The organism is Massilia sp. Se16.2.3, from assembly GCF_014171595.1.
Taxonomy (GTDB): Bacteria; Pseudomonadota; Gammaproteobacteria; order Burkholderiales; family Burkholderiaceae_D; genus Telluria.
On sequence record NZ_CP050451.1, the window covers coordinates 3,939,239 to 3,962,210 of the forward strand.

Genomic DNA, 22,972 nt, shown 5'->3' on the forward strand with positions numbered 1-22,972 from the left:
GGGGCTGCTTCGGCGGCCCTTTTTCATGAAAGGACAGCATGACCATCCTCGCTACCGAACGCCTGCGCCTGGAGCCGCTGGACGACCGCCACTTCGACGGCCTGCATGCGATGAACCGCCTGCCTGACGTCATGCGTTACATCAGCGGGGAACCGGAGACGCCCGAACAGACACGCGCGAGCATCGCCGTCGTCAAGGAACGCTGGACGCGCCATGGCTTTTCCTGGTGGGCCTTCATCGAACGCGAGACGGACCGGCTGGTGGGCGCCGGCTGCATCCAGTACCTCGGGCGCGATCCCGCCAATCCGCTGGAGATCGGCTGGCGCCTGGTGCCGGACAAATGGGGGCAAGGCCTGGCCACGGAGGCGGCCAGCGCCATGATGGCCTGGGCCTTCGACACGCTGGGCGCGCCGCTGCTGGTGGCGATCTGCCACCCGGAGAATGCCGATTCGGCCAGGGTGATGGGACGCCTGGGCATGCGCTACCGCGGGCTGGAGAACTGGTACGGCAAGCCGCACGCGGTGTACGAGATCAGCAGCGCTCGGCCACCAGCGCCAGCAGCGCGTCCGGATCGACCGGCTTGACGAGGTAATGGTCGAAACCGGCCCCCAGTGCGCGGGCGCGGTCTTCGGCCTGGCCGTAGCCGGACAGCCCGATTGCGACCGGGCGCGTGCCGCCGGGCGCGGCGCGCAGGCGCGACACCACTTCAAGGCCATCCATGCCCGGCAAGCCGATGTCGCAGACGACGACATCGAACTGGCCCGCCAGCAACATGTCCAGCCCCCTGGCACCGTCGTGTGCCATGCTGGTTTCATGTCCTTCCATGTCAAGGAAGGCCTTGAGCGTTTCGCAGGCGTCGATGTTGTCTTCGATGAGCAGCACCTGGCACTGTTTCGTCGCCACCGCGCCGGTATCCTGCGGCGGTGGTTCGGCCGCGGGCATGTCGTCCAGGGGCAGGCGCACGCGAAAAACGCTGCCCCGGCCGATCCCTTCGCTGTGCGCTTCCACCGTGCCGCCATGCATGGACACCAGGTTGCGTACCACGTTCAGGCCGACGCCCAGGCCGCCTTCCGAGCGGGCCAGCGAGCGCGGCCCCTGGGTGAACAGATCGAAGATGTGCGGCAGCACTTCGGGTGCGATGCCGGTCCCGTTGTCGCTGATGGTGGCCACGGTCTGGCCATCCTGGACCTCCACAGCGAGTTCGATGTTGCCGGCGTCGCCGGTGTACTTCGAGGCATTGCTGAGGAGATTCGTGAACACCTGGGTCAGGCGCACACGGTCGCCGCGCGTACCGACCGAGGGGGGCGGCAAATGGAGGTGCAGTTCCTGGCGCCGTTCGCGGATGCGCGGTATGACGGTCTCGACCGCGTGGTCGATGATTTCCGCCAGCGACAGCGGCTCGAGGTTGAGGGTGATCTTGCCGCTGCTGATGCGCGCGGCGTCGAGCAGGTCGTCGAGCAGGCGTGACATGTGGTCTACCTGGCGCCGGATCACGCGCGAAAAATTCAGGACCTGGGGCGAGGCGTCGGCCGAGCGTTCCAGCAGCATCGACGACATGCTGATCGGTACCAGCGGGTTGCGCAATTCGTGCGCGAGCATGGCGAGGAATTCGTTCTGGCGGCGGTTGGCAGCTTCGGCCTCTTCGCGCAGGCCCTGGTCGCTGATCGCCGCCAGCACCAGGTGTTCATTGGCCTCGCGCAGGCGGGCGGCCGTTTCTTCCAGCGTTTCCTTTTCACGCGCAACCTGGCGCAGGCGCTCGACTTCGGCTTCGAGGCTGGCGATATGGCGCTGTAGCGTTGCGGTATAGGGGTCCTGGCGCAGGCCTGGCAGCTCCGACTCCAGGGATCGCTGCATCGAACCGCTTTCGTCTTCGTGAAACATTCCCGCCCTTTTCCCTTATTGGTTGGTCACGCGCAAGGCGCTGCCGCCCGTGAGCACACCTTCGATCTCGGTCGGCAATTCCTCGACCTCGAAACCCTGTTCGGTGATGCGAAACTCGCGCAGGTCGTTGCTGTGTGCACAGCCACGCACCTTGACCACCGAGATGAACTTGCGCAGGCGCCCGCCAACCTCGGCATAGCGCATGCTGAGCACCGCATCGACCAGGTAGGAAATATTCGCCTGGCTGAAATGGAGCCCGGTGAAGTCGTCGTCGAGTCCGGTCGTCACGATCGTTGTCACTCCGTGCTTGGCCACCGTCGCCAGCAGGCGGAACACCGCCTGGCGCTGGTCGGCCTGGAACTCGGGCGCCATGTACAGGCCGAACTCGGACAACGAATCGATCACCAGGCGCTTCGCGCCGGTACGCTGCAGGGTATCCTGCAATTCGTCGATCAGCTCGTCGACCGTCAGGTCGAGCATGCGGCTTTCCACCACCGATACGTGGCCATTTTGCACCAGGGCGGCCAGTTCCGCATTTCGCAAGCGTGCGGTGCCCTTCTCGAAATACATCGCCACGCCCTTTTCGCCCTGGCGCGCGCCCTCCTGCAGGAAGCGCGTGGCGAGGATGGTCTTGCCGGCGCCGGTCGGACCGACCGCCAGCATGGTATGCCCTTGCGGCAAGCCGCCGTGCAGGAGGGCGTCGATGCCGGGGACCCCGACCGAGACGCGGCGGGGTTCCTGGTCGACCGGGTGGCCGGGCAGGCGGTCGCTGGCCAGCTCCGGCAGCACGCGCGGATAGACGCGCAGGCCGTCGCGGGTGATGCGGAAGTTGTGCGACCCGGCCAGGTGGGCACGGCCGCGCATCTTGACGACGCGGATCTTGCGCACCACCGTATTTTGCTGGTGCGCCTGGTTCAGCGCCAGCATGCCGTCGGCCACCGTCATGATCGGATTCGCCTCCGGGTCGGTGTGCGCGTACTCGCCGATCAGGAAAGTGGTGGCCTGCCAGCTGGTCATGCGCGTACCGAGCTCCTGCACGAAATACTGCAAGTCGGCAACCCCTTCGTTGCCGCCCTTGGCGGTCTGGACCACCGAGCGGAAGGAATCGACGAAGACCAGCGAAGGCTGGAAATCCTCGACCTCGGCCATGATGCGCTCGAGCACGCCGCCGAAGTCGCCGGTGCGCAGGTTTTCGCTCAGGTTCACATAGCGGATGGCCGGGCCGACCTTGCTGACGTCGAAAAAGCTGAACTGCTGCTGGTAGCGCAGCATCTTCAGGGGCGGCTCGCCGAGCACCGTGAAGAACAGCGCGCGCCGCTCGGGCGTGGCGAGGGCGAACATGATCTGGTGCGCCAGCGTCGTCTTGCCGCTGCCGGGAGGCCCAGCGAGCAGGTTGAAGGAAAACTCGGGCAATCCTCCGCCCAGGAGTACATCGAGTCCCGGCAGGCCTGTGCTCAAGAGTCCCAAGGCTACTTTGTCGGTCATTTACTTCTGCTCCTGTCCATGCTTCCGCCCGTCCGCGCTCACCAAGGCGATGTGCAACAGCTGTTTTGTTAACGCTTCACCGATCAAGGTACCCAGCAGCGTGGTAAAGGTGCCGAGCAAGGCGTCGTTGGCACGTGCGGCTTCCTCGGGTCCCGTCTCGTTCAGGACGTTGGTCAGGGACGCGAACAGATCGGCCAGAGGACGCGCCGAGGAGCATCTGGCAAGCGCTTGCACGCTCGGGCCGGCAGTGCGCAGCGCGCGTCCGAACAGCGCGCAAAAGCCGCTCTCGCCGATCATCGGCGTCAGCTGGTCGGCCAGGCGCAGCCAGGGCCTGACCATCGCGCTCGCCCAGGCAGCGTTCCCGGCACCGTCTTCTCTGTTCATCTTGTCGGCTTCCTCTAGCGACCGGGGCCGTCCGCCTTCTGTATGGTCCATGCGCGCTGATCAGCTGTCGTTTGTTATATGCACGCCTGCCGACTGGCGGGCTGGTTCGCTATTATAGATGCGATGTAAATGTTTTTTACAATCGCAGTGACATTTAACGAAAACCTTACCGAATCCGGCTTGCCGGGGGCGCACGCCTGTGGCATCGGGCCGGTCCCTGCGCCATAATGCGACGAGGCAGTTGCCTCAACGACATATAGCGGGGACACAATGAAACACACCTTCGGCGCCGGCTGCGGCGCGGCACTTATCCTGCTCGCCTGCGGCGCCAGCCCGGCCGCGGCGGCGGCGACGCCGGCAGGGGCGGCAGCCCATGCAAGGACCGCGACAACAGCAGATGCCCGCTTCCAGGCCATCCACGCCGCCGAATGGGCCTGGCGCGTCAAGGAAGGCCTGGCGCGCGAGGACGATACGCGCGGCCGCGTCAGCCCGGAGCTACCGCGCGTCGATGCGCGCAGCCAGCAGCGCCGTTTGTCCCACTGGCAAGGTGTGCTGACACAACTCGATGCGCTCGGCCAGGGCGCATTGTCGGCCGCCGAGCGCGTGAACTACCAGGTCTACCGTGCCCAGATCGCCGCTTTTGTGGAAGCGCTGCGTTTTCGCGAGTACGAAATGCCGGTCAATGCCGACAGCGCCTTCTGGACCGACGTGACCTACGGTGCGCGCCAGGCGTTTGCCCGGCCCGACGACTACCGCGACTACCTGGCCCAGCTGGCCGACATGCCGCGCTATTTCGGCGAGCAGGTCGAGAACATGCGCGCCGGCCTGGCGCGCGGCTTCACGCCGCCGCGCGTGACCCTCAAGGGACGCGACAGCGCCCTGGCCTCGGTGGCCGGCGCCCGCCCCGAGGACACCGTGTTCTACACGCCTTTCAGGGACATGCCGGCCGCGATTCCGGCAAGCGAGCAGGCGGCGCTGCGCGCCCAGGCCGTCGCCGCCATCCGCGAACGGGTGCAGCCGGCCTATGCCAGTACCCTCGCCTTCGTGCGCGACGAATACATCCCGCAGGCACGCACCTCGCTGGCGGCCGGGAGCCTGCCCGGCGGCCAGGCCTACTATGCCTCGAAGATCGTCGAATTCACCACCACGGCGATGAGCGCCGACGAGATCCACCGCATCGGCCTGGCCGAGATGGCGAAGATCCGCGCCGAGATGGCCGACATCATCAAGCAGACCGGCTTCCAGGGCGACCTGCCCGCCTTCCTGCAATTGCTGCGCACCGACCCGCGCTTTTATGCGAAGACGCCGGAGGAACTCCTGATGCGCGCCGCCTGGGTGGCCAAGAAGTTCGACGCCAGGGCCGGCCAGTATTTCGGCTACCTGCCGCGCCAGCGCTTCGCGATCCGCCCGGTGCCGGACGACCAGGCGCCCTACTACACGGCCGGGCGCGGCGGCCCCGGCGTCTACCCGGTCAACACGGAACCTGCCGGCGCGCGCGCTCTACAGCCTGCCGGCCCTGACCCTGCACGAGTCGGCGCCCGGCCACGCCTTCCAGGTGCCGATCGCGCTCGAGCAGAAAGGCGTGCCGCCGTTTCGCCGCGCCTACATTTCGGCCTATGGCGAAGGCTGGGCGCTCTACACCGAGCGCCTCGGCGTCGAGATGGGCATCTACGAGACGCCCTACGAAGTCTTCGGGATGCTGAGCTACCAGGCCTGGCGCGCGGCGCGCCTGGTGGTCGATACCGGCATCCACAGCAAGGGCTGGACGCGCGAACAGGCATTGGCCTACCTGCGCGAGAACACCGCGCTGTCGACCCACGAAGTCGAAACCGAGGTCGACCGCTACATCTCGTGGCCGGGCCAGGCGCTGTCCTACTACCTGGGGCAGATGGCCATCATGGAAGCGCGCGCCAGGGCGGAAAAGGCGCTGGGCGACAAGTTCGACATCCGCGCCTTCCACGACACCGTGCTGCAGCTCGGCTCGGTACCGCTGCCGGTGCTCTCCGCGCGCATCGACCGCTTCATCGCCGAGGGCGGGAAAAGCCCCTATCCGCCGCAAGCGTGAAGGGGGCTTCGCGGCGGCGAGCGGGCGCCGGGATAGCGGCGCCGGCGTCGAACCGCGCGCCGCCGCCGCCGGGGATGCGCTAGTTTCCACTATCGGCATCATCGACTCCTTCCCATGCAAAAAATCGTTGTCATCGGCGGCTCCGCCGGCAGTATCGAAGCCCTGAAACACATCCTGGCGCCTTGCCGCGCGACTTTCCGGCAGCCATCCTGATCGTCGTCCACATCGGCGCCGGGGACAGCCTCCTGCCAAGCCTGCTCGAACGGCGTTCCGCGCTGCCCGTGCAGCATGCCGTCCAGGGCGCCCCATCCTGCCCGGACACGTGCTGGTCGCGCCCTCGGACTTGCACCTGACGGTCGCCAGGGACGGCGAACGTGCCTATGCGCGGCTTTCGCGCGGGGCCAAGGAAAACCATTCGCGCCCCGCCATCGATCCGCTGTTCCGCTCGGCCGCCTCGGTGTTCGGTAGCGATGCGATCGGGGTCGTGCTGTCCGGTTTTCTCGACGACGGCACCGTCGGACTGCAGGCGATCAAGGCGCGCGGCGGCATTGCGGTGGTCCAGGATCCGCTCGATGCCGAGGCGCCCGACATGCCCGCCAGCGCGCTGGCGCATACCGAAGCCGATTTCGTGGGCCGGGTGGACGAGATCGCGCCGACCCTGGTGGCGCTCATGCAGCGGACGCCGCCCTTGCCCGAGGCCGCCAACGAGGCCGAACCAGGCGACTGGATCGCAGTCGAAAATCACATGTTCGACGGGAGTAGCAACATGGAGGATCTGGACCGGATCGGGGCGCGGGCGCAGCTGACCTGTCCCGAATGCGGCGGTGCCATCTGGGAATTGCGCGGCGACGGCCCCTTGCGCTACCGCTGCCATACCGGGCACGCGTTCACCGCCAAGGTGCTCGAAACGCTGCAGAGCGGCGAAACCGAGGAAGCGCTATGGGCCGCCGTGCGTGCGCTGCACGAGCAGGAACAGCTGTACCGGCAAATGCACGGCAAGCCGCCGGCGCACCACCGCAGGGGCGCGCTCGCCGACAAGGCCGGGGACGAATACCTGATGAAGGCCGAACAGGCACGGGAACATGCGCAGCTGCTGGCCGAGCTGATCAAGTCGCGCGTGCTCGTGGCGGCCAAATGAGGCCGGCTGCATGCGAGCGAGGCAGGACGGCCCGGGGCGGGCCGCCGGCGGCGCTCAGTCGTCCGCGTTCGGGTCCATCCCCGGAAACATCACCTCGGTAAAAGCCGAAGCGTGAAAAATCCTTGATCCGCATCGGGTACAGGATCCCCAGCAGATGGTCGACCTCGTGCTGGACCACGCGCGCATGGAAGCCCTCGGCCTCGACCCGGATCGGGCGGCCGAACTGGTCGACGCCCTCGTAGCGCAGGCGGGTATGGCGCGGCACGCTGCCGCGCAGGCCGGGCACCGACAGGCAGCCTTCGAAGCCCTCTTCCATCTCGTTCGACAGGGGCGTGAGGACGGGATTGAGCAGCACCGTTTCCGGCTTTTGGGGCGCGTCGGGGTAGCGCGCATTGTGCTGGAAGCCGAAGATCACCAGCTGCAGGTTGACGCCGATCTGCGGCGCCGCCAGGCCCGCGCCATTGGCCGCGTGCATGGTGTCGAACATGTCGGCCACCAGCGCGTCCAGTTCGGGCGTACCGAATTCGCGCACGGGCTCGGCCACGCGCAAGAGGCGCGGGTCGCCCATCTTCAGGATCTCACGTACCGCCATGGCCGTTCTCCCGTGTCATGTCAGCTGCCAGCTCCTTCAGGAAGGCGCGGAAGCCCTCGCCCGTCTCCGGGTGCTTGAGCCCCATCGCGGCGGTGGCCTGCAGGTAGCCGAGCTTGGAGCCGCAATCGTAGCGCTGGCCGTCGTAGCGGTAGGCCAGCACGCGCTCGACCTGCATCAGCGCGGCGATGCCGTCCGTGAGCTGGATTTCGCCGCCGGCGCCCAGTCCCGAGGTTTTCCGGGTGCTTGAAGATCGCGCCGCTGAGCACATAGCGGCCTACCACCGCCGGGGTCGACGGCGCTTCCTCGGGCTGGGGCTTTTCGACGATGCCGGAGACCAGTTCGAGCCGCGGCTTGTGCGGCGTGGCGCTGACGATGCCGTACTGGCGCGTATGCGCGCGCGGCACGTCCTGCACGGCCAGCAGGCTGCATTTCTCGTCGCCATAGGCCTCGGTCATCTGGGCCAGCACCGGCCGGGTGGCGCCGCTCGTGTCCATGAAGTCGTCGGCCAGCAGCACGGCGAAGGGCTCGTCGCCCACTACCGGACGCGCGCACAGCACGGCGTGGCCCAGGCCCAGCGGGGCCGACTGGCGGATGTAGATGCAGGTGACGTTCTTCGGGATCACCTGGCGCACGAGGTCGAGCAAGGCCTGCTTGTTGTGTGCTTCCAGTTCCGCCTCGAGCTCGTAGGCCTTGTCGAAATGGTCCTCGATGGCGCGCTTGTTGCGGCCGGTGATGAAGATCATCTCCGTGATGCCGGCCGCCACCGCTTCCTCGACCGCGTACTGGATCAGCGGCTTGTCGACGATGGGCAGCATCTCCTTCGGCTGCGCCTTGGTGGCGGGAAGGAAGCGGCTGCCGAGGCCCGCGACGGGAAAGACTGCCTTGCGTATCCTGGTCATCGATATCTCCTGTTGCGGTTTCAAGAGCTGCTGCCAGCCTGGGCCAGCAGCGCCAGCAGGCCTTCCTCGTCGAGAATGGCCACGCCCAGGCTTTCCGCCTTGGCGAGCTTGCTGCCCGCCTCGCTGCCTGCGACGACGTACGAAGTCTTCTTCGACACCGAGCCGCTGACCTTGCCGCCGGCGCCTTCGATCAAGGCCGCGGCCTGGTCGCGCGACAGCGACGGCAGCGTCCCGGTCAGCACGAAGGTCTGGCCGGCCAGCGGGCCGTCGCTACCGGCCTCAATCGGCAGGGCGTCGAGCTGGGCCAGCAGTTCGCTGCGCAGGGTCGAGAGCGCCTCGACTTCCTCGCGGCGGCCGGGTTGCGCCATCCACGCGTCGAGCGAGGCGACGACTGTCTCGGGCAGGCCGAACACGCCGAACACCTTCAGGTGGGCCAGGTCCGCCAGCGTGCGGCCGTCGAGCAGCTGGCGCGCGCGCGGCTCGGTCAGTTTCGGAATGCCGAGCGCGGTGAGCAGGCCCACTTCGTCGAGCCGCTCGCGCAGCGCCGCCCTGGGCGGATGCTCGCCCGGGGCGATACCCCGGCGGCCAGCAGGGCGTCGAGCGCGGCCTGGTTTTTCGGTTCCGCGAAGAAGTCGGCAATCGCTTCAGCCACGGTGCCGCCGATGTCGGGCAACACGCGCAACAGGGCCGCCGGTGCACGGCGCACCAGTGCCAGGCTGCCGAGCCAGTCGGCCAGGGTTTTCGCCGTGGATTCGCCCACATGGCGGATGCCGAGCGCGAACAGCAGGCGCTCGAGCGGCGGCTGGCGGCTGGCGGCAATCGCACCCAGCAGGTTGTCGGCCCATTTGGTGGCGACCTTGCCCTTGGCCGCTGCCGGTGCCGCTTCAGCCGTTCCGCCTTCGCTCGCTTCGCGTTCGTCGGCCATGCGCTTCATCTTCAGCAGATCGTCCAGCGTGAGCTTGTAGAGGTCCGCCACGCCGTGGATCAGGTCGCACTCGACCAGGCTGTCGATGTAGCGGTCACCGAGGCCTTCGATGTCCATCATGCGGCGGCCGGCGAAGTGACGGATCGCTTCCTTGCGCTGGGCCGCGCAGGACAGGCCGCCGGAGCAGCGTGCGATGGCCTCGCCCTCTTCGCGCACCACGTGCGAGCCGCAGACGGGGCAGGTGGCCGGCAGTGTGTACACGGCCGGCGCCGGCTCGGGGCGGCGCTCCAGCACGACCGACAGCACCTCGGGAATGACGTCGCCGGCGCGCCGGACCACGACCGTATCGCCCACACGCACGTCTTTCCGGCGTACTTCGTCCTCGTTGTGCAAGGTGGCATTGGTGACGGTGACGCCGCCCACCGATACCGGCACCAGGCGCGCCACCGGCGTGATGGCGCCGGTGCGTCCGACCTGGACGTCGATGGCGGAGACCAGCGTCAGCGCTTCCTCGGCCGGGAACTTGTGCGCCAGCGCGAAGCGCGGCGCGCGCGAGACAAAGCCCAGCAGGCGCTGGTCGGCCAGGCGGTTGACCTTGTAGACGACGCCGTCGATCTCGTAGGGGCAGCGAGGGGCGCTTTTCGCCGATGCCCCGGTAGTAGGCCAGCAGGCCCTCGCGACCCGTCACCACGGCCCGCTCTTTCGACACCGGCAGGCCGAGCCGGTCGAACCAGTCGAGCACCTCCGAATGCGATTCCGGCATGGGAACGCCTTCCAGCTGGCCGATGCCATAGGCGAAGAAGCGGAGTTTACGCTGGGACGTGATGCGCGCATCGAGCTGGCGCAGGCTGCCGGCGGCGGCGTTGCGCGGGTTCGCGAATTCCTTCTGGCCGGCGTCGCGCTGGCGCGCGTTGAGGCGCTCGAAGTCTTCCTTGAACATCAGCACTTCGCCGCGCACTTCCAGCACCTCGGGGATGTCGCTGCCGTGCAGGCGCAGGGGAATGACGCGCACGGTGCGGATGTTCGCCGTGACGTCCTCGCCCGTGTAGCCGTCGCCGCGGGTGGCCGCCTGCACGAACACGCCCTTTTCGTAGCGCAGGCTCATGGCCAGGCCGTCGAATTTCAGTTCGGCCGCGTAATCGACCTTGGCCGCGTCGAGGCCTTCGCGCACGCGGCGGTCGAAGTTGTCGACATCCTCATCCTCGAAGCCGTTGTTCAGCGAGAGCATCGGCACCGCGTGCGTCACCTGGCTGAACTCGGGAATCGGCGCGCCGCCCACGCGCGAAGTCGGCGTGTCGTTCGACACCGCTTCCGGATGGGCCGCTTCCAGCGCCTGCAGTTCGCGGAACAGCTTGTCGTACTCGGCGTCGGGGATGGTCGGCGCGTCGAGCACGTGGTAGTTGTAGATGTGGCGGTTCAGTTCCTCGACCAGCCACGCCATGCGTGCGATATAGTCCGGCTGCTCGCTCATCGAGGCCTCAGCTGAACAGGCGCAGCGCGCGTGGGGAACCTGCCGGGATGTCGGCCGTCTCCATCTCCGCGTAAAAGTCCTTCACCTGGCCGGCGATCTCGTCCAGCGCGGCATCCATCAGCGGCTGCTCGTAGTCGTCGACGATCGTCGCGTCCAGGCGCAGCATCAGGTCCCTGGCGCACTTGAGCATCGCGCCGAAACCGTCGCGGCTCGGGGCCACGCAAGGCACATCCAGCAGCAGCGTCAGGCGGTCGGTGCTGTCCGCACCGAGGGTGACGTTGGTCGAGAGCGTGAACAGCACGCCGCCCGCCTCGTCGAGCATGGCGAAGCGCCCGTCCGGGCGCACGTCGAAGCCGGCATTTTCCAGCGCGCCGATCAGGGTCGACATCGGCCAGGGCGCAGCGTTCGAGCGCAGGTTCACGCCCAGCTGGGCATCGTGACCGGCGACGAACTTGTGCAGGGTGCGCGCGTCGCTCATCACCTCGATCATGTCCGGCACTTCCGGCTCGGCGCCGATTTCGTCGGCCACGGCGCGCAGGCGCGTGACCAGTTCCGAGTATTCCAGTTCGTTCAGGGCCGTGGTGCGGGTGGCCATCTGCACGCCCGCCTGCAGCTTGGTGTAGACACCGCCATGCACGATCGGCGCCCAGTCGCCGCCGACCGCCAGGCCAATGTAGTGGATCGGCTTGTTGCCGACGCGGCGCAGTTTCAGGAGCGCCGGCAGCATGCGCTCGCCGCGGCCGGGCGCTTCCAGCGCCAGCGGGATGATGCAGTCGATCAGCGGGTCGACCAGGTTCTCGGCCGCGTCAAGCGGTACCGCGGGGGCAGCCGGTGCGCTGCTGCCGGCCAGCGGGGCCAGCGGATCGGCGCTGCCGAATCCCGTGCCTGAGGTGGCACCCGAGGTGGCGCCCGAGGCCGCACCCGAGGCGGCACCCGATGGCGCCGTGACGGCACCCGACGCTTCCGGCGCATCCGGCGCGGTACCGAAGCTCGGCTCGGCCGCCTCCAGGCCCGGCATGCCGACGTCGAGCACGGGCTCGCTGCGGTCGGCGCCGCTGCTGCGCATCAGGACGTCGTCGTGGTCTGAGGCGAAGGCGCGCTCGACGCTCTTGCGTGCCTTGTGCTCCTGCCATTTGTTATAGGTGATGACGCCGACGACGAATACGCCGCCGGCCGCGATCAGGCTCATTTGGAAGTCTGTCATGCTGCTTGTGCCTCTTGTGCGAAAGACGCGGCGGACTCCATGTCCACCGCCACGATGCGCGATACGCCCTGCTCCTGCATCGTCACACCGATCAGTTGGTTGGCCATTTCCATCGCAATCTTATTGTGCGAAATGAAAAGGAATTGGGTATGTTCGGACATGCGCTTGACCATGCGGCAGAAGCGCTCGGTATTGGCGTCGTCCAGCGGCGCGTCGACCTCGTCGAGCAGGCAGAAAGGCGCCGGGTTCAGGCGGAACATCGAGAACACCAGGGCGGTCGCCGTCAAGGCCTTCTCGCCGCCCGAGAGCAGATGGATGGTCGCGTTCTTCTTGCCGGGCGGCTGGGCCATCACCTGCACGCCGGAGTCGAGGATCTCGTCGCCCGTCATCACCAGCTTCGCGTTGCCGCCGCCGAAAAGGATAGGGAACAGCTCGGAGAAATGCGTGTTGACGCGGTCGAAGGTATCCTGCAGCAGGTCGCGCGTTTCCTTGTCGATGCGGCGGATGGCGTCTTCCAGCGTGGCGATGGCTTCGTTCAGGTCCGCGTTCTGGGCGTCGAGGAAACGTTTGCGCTCGCTGGCCGTGGCCAGTTCCTCCACCGCCGCCAGGTTCACCGCGCCCAGCGCGGAAATGGCATTGGTCAGGCGCGTGACCTCGCCCTGCAGGTATTGCGGCTTCATCTCGGGGTCGAGCTTCTGCGCGAGCTGGGCTTCGTCGGCGCCGGTGGCGGCGAGCGCCTCGGCGAACTGCTCCTGGTTCAGGCGCGCGGCCTGCTCCTTCAACTGCATTTCGGTGATGCGGTCGCGCTGGGGCTGCAGTGCCCGTTCGGTGCCCATGCGGCCTTCCTCGGCATGGCGCAGCTGCTGCGCGACCTGGTCGAGTTCATGGCGGGCGTCCGCCAGGGCTTTCTCCTGGCTTGTCCTGCGCTCCAGCAGTTCCTGCAAGCCCTCGTGGGCCGTGCCGCTTTCCAGTGCCGCCAGTTCCGCCTGGCCGCCAGCCAGGCTCTCGGCCACCTGGGCCGCCTGCGTGGTGGCGGTCGCGATCGAGCGGCGCAGCTCCTCGATCTTCGCGCGCCCGGTCTTTTCCGCGAACAGCGCTTCCTGGGCGCCGCGTTCGAGTTCGCGCAGCTTGTCACGCGCCTCTGCGAGCGCGCTTTCGCGCTGCAGGAACAGGGTCTGGCCGTCTTCGAAGCTGGACTGGACCTCGGCCAGCTCCATGTCGAGTTCCTCGAACTGCTGCTCCGCCTCGTGCTGGACCATGCGCTGCTCTTCTTCCTGGGCCGCGATCTCGGCCAGGTCGACATCGATCTGGCTGCTCCTCTGGTTGAAGCGCGACTCGACCTCGTTCTGGCGCACCACCTCGATCTGCAGCGCGTGCGTTTCGCGCTGCAGCGTGGCGATGCGCGCACGCGCATCCTGCAGGCGGCGCGTCAGTTCCGTCACCGCCGCGTCGGCGCGGGTGGCGCGCGAACGTGCTTCGTCGAGCAACAGGGCCTGGGCACGCAGCTGTTTGCCGATGTTCTCGATGTCGTGCTGGCGCGCGAGCATGCCGTCCTGCTCGGCGTCGGCCGCGTAGAAGCGCACGCTGGAGCTGGTGATCACATGGCCCGGCGCGTGACGAAGCAGCCGCCCTGCGGCAGGCGCGCGCGCTCGGCAAAGGCTTCGGTGGCGCTGTCGGCGGCGAACACCAGGTGCAGCCAGTCGTTCAGTACGCCGCGCAGGCCCGGGTCGTTCAGCTTCATCAGGCTGGCGAAGGTCTTCAGGCCGGGCACCTGCGCCGCTTCCGGCGCTGCGGGCGCCGGCGCATACAGGGCCAGGCGGCTCGGGGGGCGTCGCCGACAAAGGCTTTCGCCCAGTCGATGTTGGACAGCTCCAGCGCGCCGGCGCGTTCGCGCAGCACGGACTCCAGCGCCGTCTCCCAGCCCTCTTCCACGTGCAGCTTTTGCCACAGGCGCGGCAGCGCGTCGAGTTCATGCTTTTTCAGCCAGGGCGTGACCTTGCCCCGGGTTTGCACGCGTTCCTGTAGTTGCTTCAGGGCCGACAGGCGTGCTTCCAGCTGGGCGTTGGTGGCGGCCTCGCGCTGCGCCAGCGCCCGGGCTTCGCGTCGCTCCGTTTCCGCCGCGTCCTGCAGCGCGGACGCTTCTTCCTGCAGCAGGGTCTGTTCTTCCAGCGCCGCCTGCTTTTTCCTCGAGCTGCATGCGCAGGTTGGCCAGGTGGGCACTGTCGGGCGGCGCCAGCGATTTCTTCTCCGCCTGCAAGCGCTCGCGCCGCGTCGCCAGGCCGTTCAGGATATTGCCGGCATTGCGACCATGGGCGGCGGCCAGCTCGATGCGCTGGCGGACCTCGCCGATGCGGGCGCGCGACTCATCGGCGCGGCGCTGGGCTTCGCGCCAGGCGGCATCGAGTTCCGGCAGGCGTTCCTGCTGGGCTTCGACGGCGATCTGGGCGCCCTCGGCGCGCGCCGCCAGTTCCTCGACGCGGAACGTCGCTTCCTCGATCTGCTCCTCGAATTCGGCTGCCTGCGCCAGCCAGCCATCGCGCTGCGCCGCCAGCGTGCCGAGCTGGTTTTGCAGGCGCGTGCGCGACTCGATCACGAACTTGATCTGCGCTTCCAGGCTGCCGATCTCGGAATTGGTCTGGTACAGCGCGCCCTGCGCCGTGTGCAGGCGGTCGCCCACGGCGAAGTGGTGCTGGCGCAGGTGTTCCAGTTCCAGTTCGACGTTGCGCAGTTTCGCGGTCTGTTCTTCCAGGTTGTTTTGGGCTTCTTCCATCTCGCGGAAGTAGCGCGTTTGCTCGGCCTGGGCTTCGTTCCTGCGCAGCAGCCAGAGCAGCTTCTGCTTTTCTTCCTGGTCGCTTTGCAGCTGGTGGAAGCGGTTCGCGACCGCCGCCTGGGCTTCCAGCTTGTCGAGGTTGGCGTTCAGTTCGCGCAGGATGTCTTCCACGCGCAGCAGGTTTTCGCGCGTGTCGGACAGCCGGTTTTCGGTCTCGCGGCGCCGTTCCTTGTACTTCGAGACGCCAGCCGCTTCCTCGAGGAACACGCGCAGTTCTTCCGGGCGCGACTCGATGATGCGCGAGATCATGCCCTGGCCGATGATGGCATAGGCGCGCGGACCCAGGCCCGTGCCCAGGAAAATGTCCTGGATGTCGCGCCGGCGCACCGGCTGGCTGTTGATGTAGTAGGTGGAAGTGCCGTCGCGCGTGAGGGTGCGCTTGACGGCGATTTCGGCGTACTGGCCCCACTGGCCGGCGGCCTTGCCGAGGCTGTTGTCGAAAGTGAGTTCGACCGAGGCGCGGCCCGAGGGCTTGCGGTGGGTGGAGCCGTTGAAGATCACGTCCTGCATCGACTCGCCGCGCAGCTCGGACGCTTTCGATTCGCCCAGCACCCAGCGCACGGCATCGATGATGTTCGACTTGCCGCATCCGTTCGGGCCGACCACGCCGACCAGTTGTCCAGGCACCTGGAAATTGGTTGGATCGACGAAGGACTTAAATCCCGACAATTTAATGGAGGATAGTCGCACCTTGCTTCGGCTACTCGGGAATCGTTAAAGGACGCATCATACCATCTGTTGCTTGCTTTTCGGCCAAGCTTGCGGGGCGAACGCGAGCGAGCCCCGCGGTGGCGGTGGCAGGCCCCAGAGGATTGACGATTGGAAATTGAAGGGCGCTGCCGGGGCGAGCACTTGCGCGATGCGCGTGCCTGGGACGGCTGCGATCCCCTGAACCGGAGAACGGCGGCGGACGCCTGGCGGCGGCCGCCCGGTCTCAGCCGACGGCCTGGAGCGCCGACGGCGCCGGGTCGTTGACCGCTTCCTGCAGCGCCTCGGTCAGCACGCGGCCGACCACGCCTTCGAGCGCGACGACGCTGACGCTGCCGGCGCGGAAGGCTTCGGCAAGTTTTTCGGCGGACAGCGAGAACGCTTTCTCGGCGGCGCCCGCGCGAGAAGATGAAGAGCGTGCGCAGCGGGCTGACCCAGGCCAGCTTGACCTGGCGCACACTGCCGTCCGGCGCACGGAACGCCAGGCACATGCCGCGCTCCAATTCATCGACGCGCTGTGTCGCTTCGTCCTTCTCCGCCGTTTCCTCTTCGGCGGCTGCGGCCTGCTCGCGCGCGATGCGGCGCAATGCGTCCTGCTGGGCCGCCTCGACGGCCAGCTCCAGCTGGCGCTCAGGAGCCAGTTCCAGCGGCGCCCGCACAATCGACAGGTGGCAGCGGGCCAGCTCGGCGAAAAATTCCAGGCGCTCGGCATCCTGCCATTTGATGGCATCGAGCCATTTGTTCAGGGTCATCAACAGTCCCGGCAGCTTGGCGATCAGCACCTTGCGCTGCTCGGCCGTCGCCTTCGGCTTGACGGTCCAGACCAGCTCGTCCATGGTCTGGGTCGCATTCTCGACCGCGCCCGGGCGTTCCTCGTCGATCAGGTAGGCAAAGGTCATCACGTCGACCCAGCGTTTCTCGAGGAAGGTCGAGACGGTGGTGACGAGCTCGCCGTCGGCCACACGCACGGCGATCACCTGGCGCGCGGTGCGGGCGGCGACCGCCTGCTTTTTCCACCTTGACGGCATGCGCGATCGGCGCCGCGATGGCTTCCTCATGCGCCTTTTCTTCCGCCTCGAGCTGGGCTTCCAGTTCGGCCACGGCCTCCGCGAAAACGGCGGGCTGGCCCTCCTGGTCGCGGCCGATGCGGTCGACCCCGCGGCGCATGGCCTGCATCACCGGATCGTCGGCGCCCTTGCGCCCTTCCCAGCCCATGCGCGAGAACAGGTCGATCATGCGCCGCGCAGGGTGGGCTTCCTCGAAGAAGAAGCCCTGGTCGACCAGCGCCGCGCGCAGCACCGGCACCTGCAGGAAGCGGATGAGTTCGCGCGTCTCGGACGGGATGGTGTCGTCGAGCAGCACGGTCTCGAAAATGCGCGACAGCAGGTCCAGCGTGTTTTCTTCGCCGCGCGACAGGAGGCCCGGCGGCAGGCTCTGCTTCAGGCGCGGCAGGTAGAACACGTTATGGGGGATGGCCATGGCGGAGGCGTCGGCAAATGCCTGTGTCTCATCGGATCCCTGCGCCGATCCCTGCGCCGATCCTTGCCCCAGTCCCGGCATCTGGCCGATGCCTGCGCCATGTGCCGGCGCTCCCTCGTGTCCGAAAGCGGCACCGGGCGTCCCTGCCTGCCCTTGTACCTGAGCCAGGCTCAGGCTCGAGAGCAGGTTCAGCAGGGAACCGGCCGCGGCGGCGCTGGCGGCGTCCAGGCCCGGGATGCCGGCGAAGGCCGCGCCGCCCTGTGCAGGGTGCGATGGCGCCGGGGCGAAACCGCCAGCGGGCGTGGCGGCGGCGCCGATGCCGGCAGTGCCGGCCTGGGCTGGCGCAGCATGGGGCGCAGCACCCGCGGCCGCCGGGGCCGTCGGAGCGAAACCGGGCGCGGCGGGGGCGGTGGCGGTGCCGCCGGCGACCGTGAAGCCGGTCGCGGCGCTCGGCCGCCAGCCATTGCCTTGCGGCATGTCGGGCAGATCCGGCACGAGTGCGGCGCCGGCCGCCAGCTGCGCGCCCGGGACGGCGTTGCCGCTGCCCGGGGAGCGCGCGCAACTGCTGGGCCAGCTCCGCATCCATGGGGGAGCGGCGCCGGTCGCGCCTGGCGGACGCTTCGCTCGACTTATGGATATGGAAGCGTTCGCGCCCCGCCTTGCTGCGCGCGCGCAGGGCGGCGTCGATGGCGTCGAACATCTGCCCGAGGTCGAGGAAGAGCTCCGGGCGCAGCATCGGCAGGATCAGTGAATGCGAACCTTCGTCCGGCTCGAACTCGCGCCAGGCGCTGTGGACGGCTTGCAGGAACACTTCGGGACGGAAGGGATTCTGGCCGGGACGCAGCACATCGCGCCCGAGCAGCAGCCCAAGGCGTACGCACAGGCTGGCCAGCACTTCCGAATGGGCGATGTCGAAAGGACGCGACAGGGTGCCGAAGGCCACCTTGCTGTCCATCTCCTCCATTGGCACCAGGCTCAGCAGTGCGAGGTCGGCACTGCCGCTGGTGCGCGGGGACAGGCCGTCGACTTCGGCGCGCAGGGCGCGTTCGATCGCTTCGCCGGCCAGGTGCACGAAGGCGTAGGCATTGCTCTTGAGCAGGTGACCGGCGCGCGTGCGCCGATACGCCACCTGGGCGTCGTTGCCGGCCGTCGTCATGTCGGCCATCGCATCGGCGAGCCGTGTGGCGAGCGAGGTCAATTGTTCGTTCGCCATCGCGATCGCGGTCCGGACGAGCTCCGCCAGCACCTCGCGCTGCGGCGCCTGGGTCTTGCCGGGGCTAGGATTCTCGTTGGGAGCGTGAGCCATGATCGATATCGATTCGTCCTGGTAGCGGAAACGCCATACCTTTATTGTGACACATTATTTCCGTAAGGCAATGGCGAACACAAATAAATGTTCGTATTTACCCAAACTGGGTAGAAACATGTCCTGCATGAAACTCATGTTATCTACCTGCTATCCGCTGTTATATGCGTGTCATCGAAGACGCAAGCGTCGTTTCGTGTCCAGGCAGCATCTTCAGCTTGCGCTACCGCAAATGTCAAGCTAGCTGTTTCCCTACCATAAGATTTTGCCCCGTCCAACCGGAGGATTTTCCATGAATGCGGTACGCCAACTCGACATCCGGCCCAAGATCGCTGCGGCGCTGGGCCTGCCTTTCGTCCTGAATGCCACGCTGGTGCTGTGGCTGCTCTCGCGTTCGGAGTCGGGCACCCTTCCCGGCCCCGCCAGCGTGCTGTTCAGCCTTGCCGCCTGCCTTGCGCTGGCCGCGGCGCTGGGCGCCTGGCTGGCGCGCGAGGCGACGCGTCCCCTGCACGAAGCCCTGCAGCTGGCGCGGCGCGTGGCCGATGGCGATCTGCGCGTGCGCACCATCAGCGCCGGGCGCGGCGACGGCACCCTGATGCTCTCGGCCCTGGCCGCCCTTGCCGCAAAGCTCGCCGGCGTGATCGAACAGGTGCGCCAGGGCGCGGCCCGGGTGACCGCCGGCAGCAGCGACATTGCGGCCGGCAACATGGACCTGTCGACCCGCACCGAGCAGCAGGCCGCTTCACTGGAAGAAACGGCCGCGTCCATGGAAGAGCTGACGGCGACGGTGCGCCAGAACGCCGAGCATGCCCACCAGGCGCGCACGCTGGCCCTGTCGGCGTCCAGCGTGGCCATCAAGGGTGGCGAAGTGGTCGGCGACGTCGTCGGCACCATGGCTTCGATCAACGATTCCTCGAAACGGATCGCGGAGATCATCGGCGTCATCGACGGCATTGCCTTCCAGACGAATATCCTTGCCCTGAACGCGGCGGTCGAGGCGGCGCGCGCCGGCGAACAGGGGCGCGGTTTCGCTGTCGTCGCTTCCGAAGTGCGCAGCCTGGCCCAGCGCTCGGCGGCAGCGGCCGTGGAAATCAAGGAGCTGATCGACGATTCGGTTGGCAAGGTCGAGGCCGGCACCAGCCTGGTCGACAAGGCGGGCCGCACGATGGCGGAAGTGGTTGCCAGCGTCAAGCGCGTGACCGACATCATCGGGGAAATTGCCGAGGCCAGTGCGGAGCAGACGGCTGGCATCGAGCAGGTCAATGGTGCGATCGCGGCGATGGACGGCGCAACCCGGCAGAACGCGGCCCTCGTCGAGGCGTCCGCCGCCGCCTGCGCCGCCCTGCGCGAACAGGCGGCGACGCTGGCGGACGCCACTGGCGGCTTCGTGCTGGCCGACAAGCCCGTTGCGCCTGGCGCGGCCCCGGCCGCCGCTGCACCGAAGCGCAGCGCCACGCGCGCCCCGCCAGGCCGAAGCTGGCCGCGGCAAGGAAGGCAGCGCGGCCGGCCAGCCCGGCCCCTGCCGCCGCACGCGCGCAACCCGCAGCCCGCTCGTACGACAAGCGGCAGCGCGGCCAGGCACGACCCTGATTGGGAAGAATTTTAAATGCGCATTTGAAATGCGTTTCGAAGTCGAGCTATCGAAATGCGCGCACGAATCAAGAATGACGATTATCCTTTATGTGTAGGCGAGTATCCTACACGGGCTCAGGCGGTTATCCGATACCGATAAAACTGCTCGGCTCGCATGATTGCAAAACCGAAACCTGCTGATACAAGATCCAGTAATTCGGCGAGTGACTGTTATCCAACATCGAAAGGAATAATCATGGCCTCGAATCAAAAACGCACCCAGGGCGGTACCCCTGAGCAACACGCTGAAGCCGGTCGTCAAAGCCACAAAAACGACGGCAACAAACAATCCGGTTCGGGCTCGGGTTCGCGTTCGGGCGGCAATTCCGGCACGCGCGGCGGCTCCCCGGAGCAGCACGCAGAAGCCGGCCGTCAAAGCCACAAGAACGACAAGCGTTAATTTCCTTTCAGTCGTCGCATGACGCGACGGTGAAAAGAATCAGCCCGGCGCATATTGCGTCCGGGCTTTTTTGTTTTTGGTAAATAGTAAAAGCCGAACAGGCCGGACATATTGATGGGCTTACTCAATTGCTCATCAATAAATATGGAAATGCGCTGTCGGGATAATCCGACATAATTTCAGCCCAATGCATGCAAAGGATATTTGCACCTGCATGGCATTTGGCAAATAGTATATGCATGGATTACTTCCATTGCGGAGCAAAGCGGCATGAAAAAAGCCGCAGAGAGGTGACGCACCGCTGGACGGGTGCGTGCCTGTCTGCGGCCCTGGCCGCCCTGCCGCTGCCGTTTCGTCAGATATTGCGCAGGACAGCCCCTTTCGGCGGCGCGAAGTCGACGATGTCATTGATCATGCCGGCGATCTTGGCGTCGCGGGAATTGAGGTGCAGGTCGGAATACTGGTGGATGCCCCACTGCTCGGGCGTCAGTTCGATATGCTTGCGCAGGATCGATTCCGTGCGTGCGTCGTCCGCGCGCAGGCCCTCGACGATGATGTTGAGCGCATCGGGACGCGAACCCGGCGAGGCCGTCGCGTGCGACTTGTGCACCATGAAGCGGGCCGTTTCGCTGGCATAGCGGCGCGTTCCCGCCAGGTACATGATGACGGCAATCGAGGCCACCGCCCCGCCGTTGTACATCACGAACTCGATCGGCGACTTCGACATGAAGTTGTACAGGCACAAGCCGTCGCTCACGTAGCCGCCGTTCGACTGCACCAGCACGTGCGCCGTTTCGATGCCGTCCTCGCTCATGTGGCTGGCCGCCTCGAACACCCGGTGCACCATATCGCTGTTGACGTCGCCCGACAGCGTGAACCAGGCTTCCTTGCTCTGTTTGGTTTGTTCTTCGCTCATAGTCTTTTTCTACCTGCAAAGTGTGAATCTCAGTGTAACAAATGACGAAAAAACCCCGCGCGCACGCCCTCCAACGGTGCGCGCATACCCGCTGCGGCTCGCCAGCCCGACGCACGCCGGCTTGGCGGGCCTGAGAAAACCGTCAGAGCAAGGCGCGGCGACGAAGACGGTACATTTGTACGGCCAGGAGCCGCAACGCGGCTATGGCGGTTTTGTCAGGCGCTCCTATTCATCCTGCCAAGATTGACAGGGCTGCGGGGCTGACATATCCTCCACAGTCTTGATCGGGAGAGCGCAGCGACATGCTGCCGCCGAAGGGGCATCACCCAAAAACTCTCAGGCAAAAGGACCGTTCAAGGGCCGGTGCGTACCAAGCGTGCCGGACCAACTCTGGAGAGCGGCCGCGGCGAGACCCGCGGCCCACCGAAGGGGCAGGCGGACCCGTTCCGCTATCTCTCAGGTACCAAGGACAGAGGGGCGCAGCGCGCGCTGGCATCGGCCGGCGTGCGGCTCCCCTATTCACTGCCCTGAGGATTCCATGACGCTCAAAGCGACCCCGCTCAATTCCGCACACCGCGCACTCGGCGCCAAGATGGTCGATTTCGGCGGCTGGGACATGCCGGTCAACTACGGTTCGCAAATCGAAGAGCACCACGCGGTGCGTACCGACGCGGGCATGTTCGACGTCTCGCACATGTGCGTGGTCGACCTCGAAGGCGCGAACGTGCGTGGTTTCCTGCGCGGCCTCCTGGCCAACAACGTCGACAAGCTGCAGACCCCGGGCAAGGCCCTGTACTCGTGCATGCTCAATCCCGAGGGCGGCGTCATCGATGACCTGATCGTCTACTTCTTCCGCGAAGACTGGTTCCGCCTGGTCGTCAACGCCGGCACGGCCGAGAAGGACATCGCCTGGATGCGCCAGCAGAACGACGCCACTAGCAGCGGCTTGACGATCACCGGCCGCCGCGACGGAGAGAACGCGATCGCCCTGGTCGCCGTGCAGGGGCCGAACGCCCGTGCCAAGGTCTGGGAAGTGCTGCCGGCCGCGAAAGCGGCTTCGCAGGACATGAAGCCCTTCAACGTCGTCATCGTGCCGGATACGGCCTTCGGCGAAGCGATGGTCGCGCGTACCGGCTATACCGGGGAAGACGGTTTCGAGATCGGCGTGCCGGCCACGCAAGTGGAAGCACTGTGGAAGGCGCTGATTGCCGCCGGCGTCAAGCCTGCCGGCCTGGGCGCACGCGACACGCTGCGCCTGGAAGCGGGCATGAACCTCTACGGCCAGGACATGGACGAAACGGTCAACCCGCTCGACGCCGGCCTGGCCTGGACCATCGACCTGGTCTCGGAACGCGACTTCATCGGCAAGGCGGCACTGCAGGCCAAAGGCCAGCAGGCGAACTTCGCCGGCCTGATCCTGCGCGAAAAAGGCGGCATCCTGCGCGCCCACCAGAAAGTCGTGGCAGCCTCGGGCAACGCCGGTGAAATCACCAGCGGCACCTTCAGCCCGTCGATGCAGCAGGCCATCGCGCTGGCGCGCGTGCCGATGGACGTGCAGATCGGCGACACCGTCCACGTCGAGATCCGCGACAAGAAGCTGGCCGCCACGGTCGTCAAGCTGCCGTTCGTGCGCAACGGCAAAGTGCTGGCATCTTAA

The 22,972-nt window shown here is 66.9% G+C and carries 11 protein-coding genes, 8 pseudogenes and 2 riboswitches; of the genes and pseudogenes, 6 read left to right on the top strand and 13 right to left on the bottom strand.

The genetic code is table 11. The features are described 5' to 3' along the window. Window positions 1-38 precede the first annotated feature (38 nt). The gene (locus G4G31_RS17955) at window positions 39-584 is read left to right on the top strand and encodes a GNAT family N-acetyltransferase (RefSeq protein ID WP_182988795.1); all 546 of its coding nucleotides are present in this window, start codon (window positions 39-41) and stop codon (window positions 582-584) included. On the opposite strand, the gene G4G31_RS17960 is transcribed toward G4G31_RS17955, so the two are convergent. Genes G4G31_RS17960 through G4G31_RS17970 form a run of 3 tightly spaced genes read right to left on the bottom strand, consistent with a single transcriptional unit; the run spans window position 532 to window position 3,750 of the window. After that, window positions 532-1,854, bottom strand: a complete 1,323-nt coding sequence (locus G4G31_RS17960; protein ID WP_229425077.1) for an ATP-binding protein — start codon at window positions 1,852-1,854, stop codon at window positions 532-534. The two genes, G4G31_RS17955 and G4G31_RS17960, sit on opposite strands and share 53 nt — an antisense overlap. Window positions 1,855-1,896: 42 nt before the next feature. Continuing rightward, window positions 1,897-3,366: an ATPase domain-containing protein gene (locus tag G4G31_RS17965; RefSeq protein ID WP_182988797.1), complete on the bottom strand. Its 1,470-nt coding sequence runs from the start codon at window positions 3,364-3,366 to the stop codon at window positions 1,897-1,899. Then, window positions 3,367-3,750, bottom strand: coding sequence for a hypothetical protein (locus G4G31_RS17970; protein WP_182988798.1), 384 nt, complete (start codon window positions 3,748-3,750; stop codon window positions 3,367-3,369). It lies immediately after the preceding gene. A 270-nt stretch (window positions 3,751-4,020) separates the two neighbouring features. Here G4G31_RS17970 and G4G31_RS17975 point away from each other — a divergent pair. Both G4G31_RS17975 and G4G31_RS17980 read left to right on the top strand, forming a co-directional pair. Next, window positions 4,021-5,815: pseudogene (locus G4G31_RS17975) on the top strand (DUF885 family protein). A 182-nt stretch (window positions 5,816-5,997) separates the two neighbouring features. Then, window positions 5,998-6,953 (top strand): annotated as a pseudogene (locus tag G4G31_RS17980) (chemotaxis protein CheB). Window positions 6,954-7,007: 54 nt separating this feature from the next. Here G4G31_RS17980 and def read toward each other — a convergent pair. The 9 genes and pseudogenes from def to G4G31_RS29365 form a co-directional block, all read right to left on the bottom strand. Beyond that, a pseudogene (gene def / locus G4G31_RS17985) lies at window positions 7,008-7,545 on the bottom strand (peptide deformylase). After that, a pseudogene (galU, locus tag G4G31_RS17990) lies at window positions 7,532-8,444 on the bottom strand (UTP--glucose-1-phosphate uridylyltransferase GalU). The pseudogenes def and galU overlap by 14 nt, the downstream one beginning before the upstream one ends. A 44-nt stretch (window positions 8,445-8,488) precedes the next feature. Continuing rightward, window positions 8,489-10,840 (bottom strand): annotated as a pseudogene (gene ligA / locus G4G31_RS29355) (NAD-dependent DNA ligase LigA); the annotation flags it as partial. Between the two features lie 7 nt (window positions 10,841-10,847). Next, window positions 10,848-12,044, bottom strand: a complete 1,197-nt coding sequence (locus tag G4G31_RS18000; protein WP_182988799.1) for a cell division protein ZipA C-terminal FtsZ-binding domain-containing protein — start codon at window positions 12,042-12,044, stop codon at window positions 10,848-10,850. Continuing rightward, window positions 12,041-15,564 (bottom strand): annotated as a pseudogene (gene smc, locus G4G31_RS18005) (chromosome segregation protein SMC). The gene G4G31_RS18000 and the pseudogene smc overlap by 4 nt, the downstream one beginning before the upstream one ends. 244 nt (window positions 15,565-15,808) lie before the next feature. After that, window positions 15,809-16,057 (bottom strand): hypothetical protein, encoded by a 249-nt coding sequence (locus tag G4G31_RS26675; protein WP_229425696.1) that lies wholly within the window; start codon window positions 16,055-16,057, stop codon window positions 15,809-15,811. Further along, a pseudogene (locus G4G31_RS26680) lies at window positions 16,044-16,640 on the bottom strand (DUF1631 family protein); the annotation flags it as partial. The gene G4G31_RS26675 and the pseudogene G4G31_RS26680, both read right to left, overlap by 14 nt. Window positions 16,641-16,653: 13 nt before the next feature. Continuing rightward, window positions 16,654-17,154, bottom strand: a pseudogene (locus tag G4G31_RS29360) (DUF1631 family protein); the annotation flags it as partial. Further along, on the bottom strand, window positions 17,090-18,367 hold the full coding sequence (locus tag G4G31_RS29365) for a DUF1631 family protein (RefSeq protein ID WP_374011254.1): 1,278 nt from the start codon (window positions 18,365-18,367) through the stop codon (window positions 17,090-17,092). The gene G4G31_RS29365 and the pseudogene G4G31_RS29360, both read right to left, overlap by 65 nt. A 292-nt stretch (window positions 18,368-18,659) precedes the next feature. On the opposite strand from G4G31_RS29365, the gene G4G31_RS18015 reads away from it, so the two are divergent. Together G4G31_RS18015 and G4G31_RS18020 are read left to right on the top strand one after the other, a co-directional pair. After that, window positions 18,660-19,973, top strand: a complete 1,314-nt coding sequence (locus tag G4G31_RS18015; RefSeq protein ID WP_182988800.1) for a methyl-accepting chemotaxis protein — start codon at window positions 18,660-18,662, stop codon at window positions 19,971-19,973. Window positions 19,974-20,195: 222 nt separating this feature from the next. Beyond that, window positions 20,196-20,399: a hypothetical protein gene (locus tag G4G31_RS18020; protein ID WP_182988801.1), complete on the top strand. Its 204-nt coding sequence runs from the start codon at window positions 20,196-20,198 to the stop codon at window positions 20,397-20,399. Between the two features lie 355 nt (window positions 20,400-20,754). On the opposite strand, the gene G4G31_RS18025 is transcribed toward G4G31_RS18020, so the two are convergent. Beyond that, window positions 20,755-21,315, bottom strand: a complete 561-nt coding sequence (locus G4G31_RS18025; protein WP_182988802.1) for an ATP-dependent Clp protease proteolytic subunit — start codon at window positions 21,313-21,315, stop codon at window positions 20,755-20,757. A 275-nt stretch (window positions 21,316-21,590) separates the two neighbouring features. Continuing rightward, a riboswitch (glycine riboswitch) is annotated at window positions 21,591-21,677 on the top strand. Window positions 21,678-21,695: 18 nt separating this feature from the next. Continuing rightward, a riboswitch (glycine riboswitch) is annotated at window positions 21,696-21,798 on the top strand. A gap of 55 nt (window positions 21,799-21,853) precedes the next feature. Here G4G31_RS18025 and gcvT point away from each other — a divergent pair. Further along, a complete protein-coding gene (gene gcvT / locus G4G31_RS18030) occupies window positions 21,854-22,972 on the top strand; it encodes a glycine cleavage system aminomethyltransferase GcvT (RefSeq protein ID WP_182988803.1) in 1,119 nt (372 codons plus the stop codon).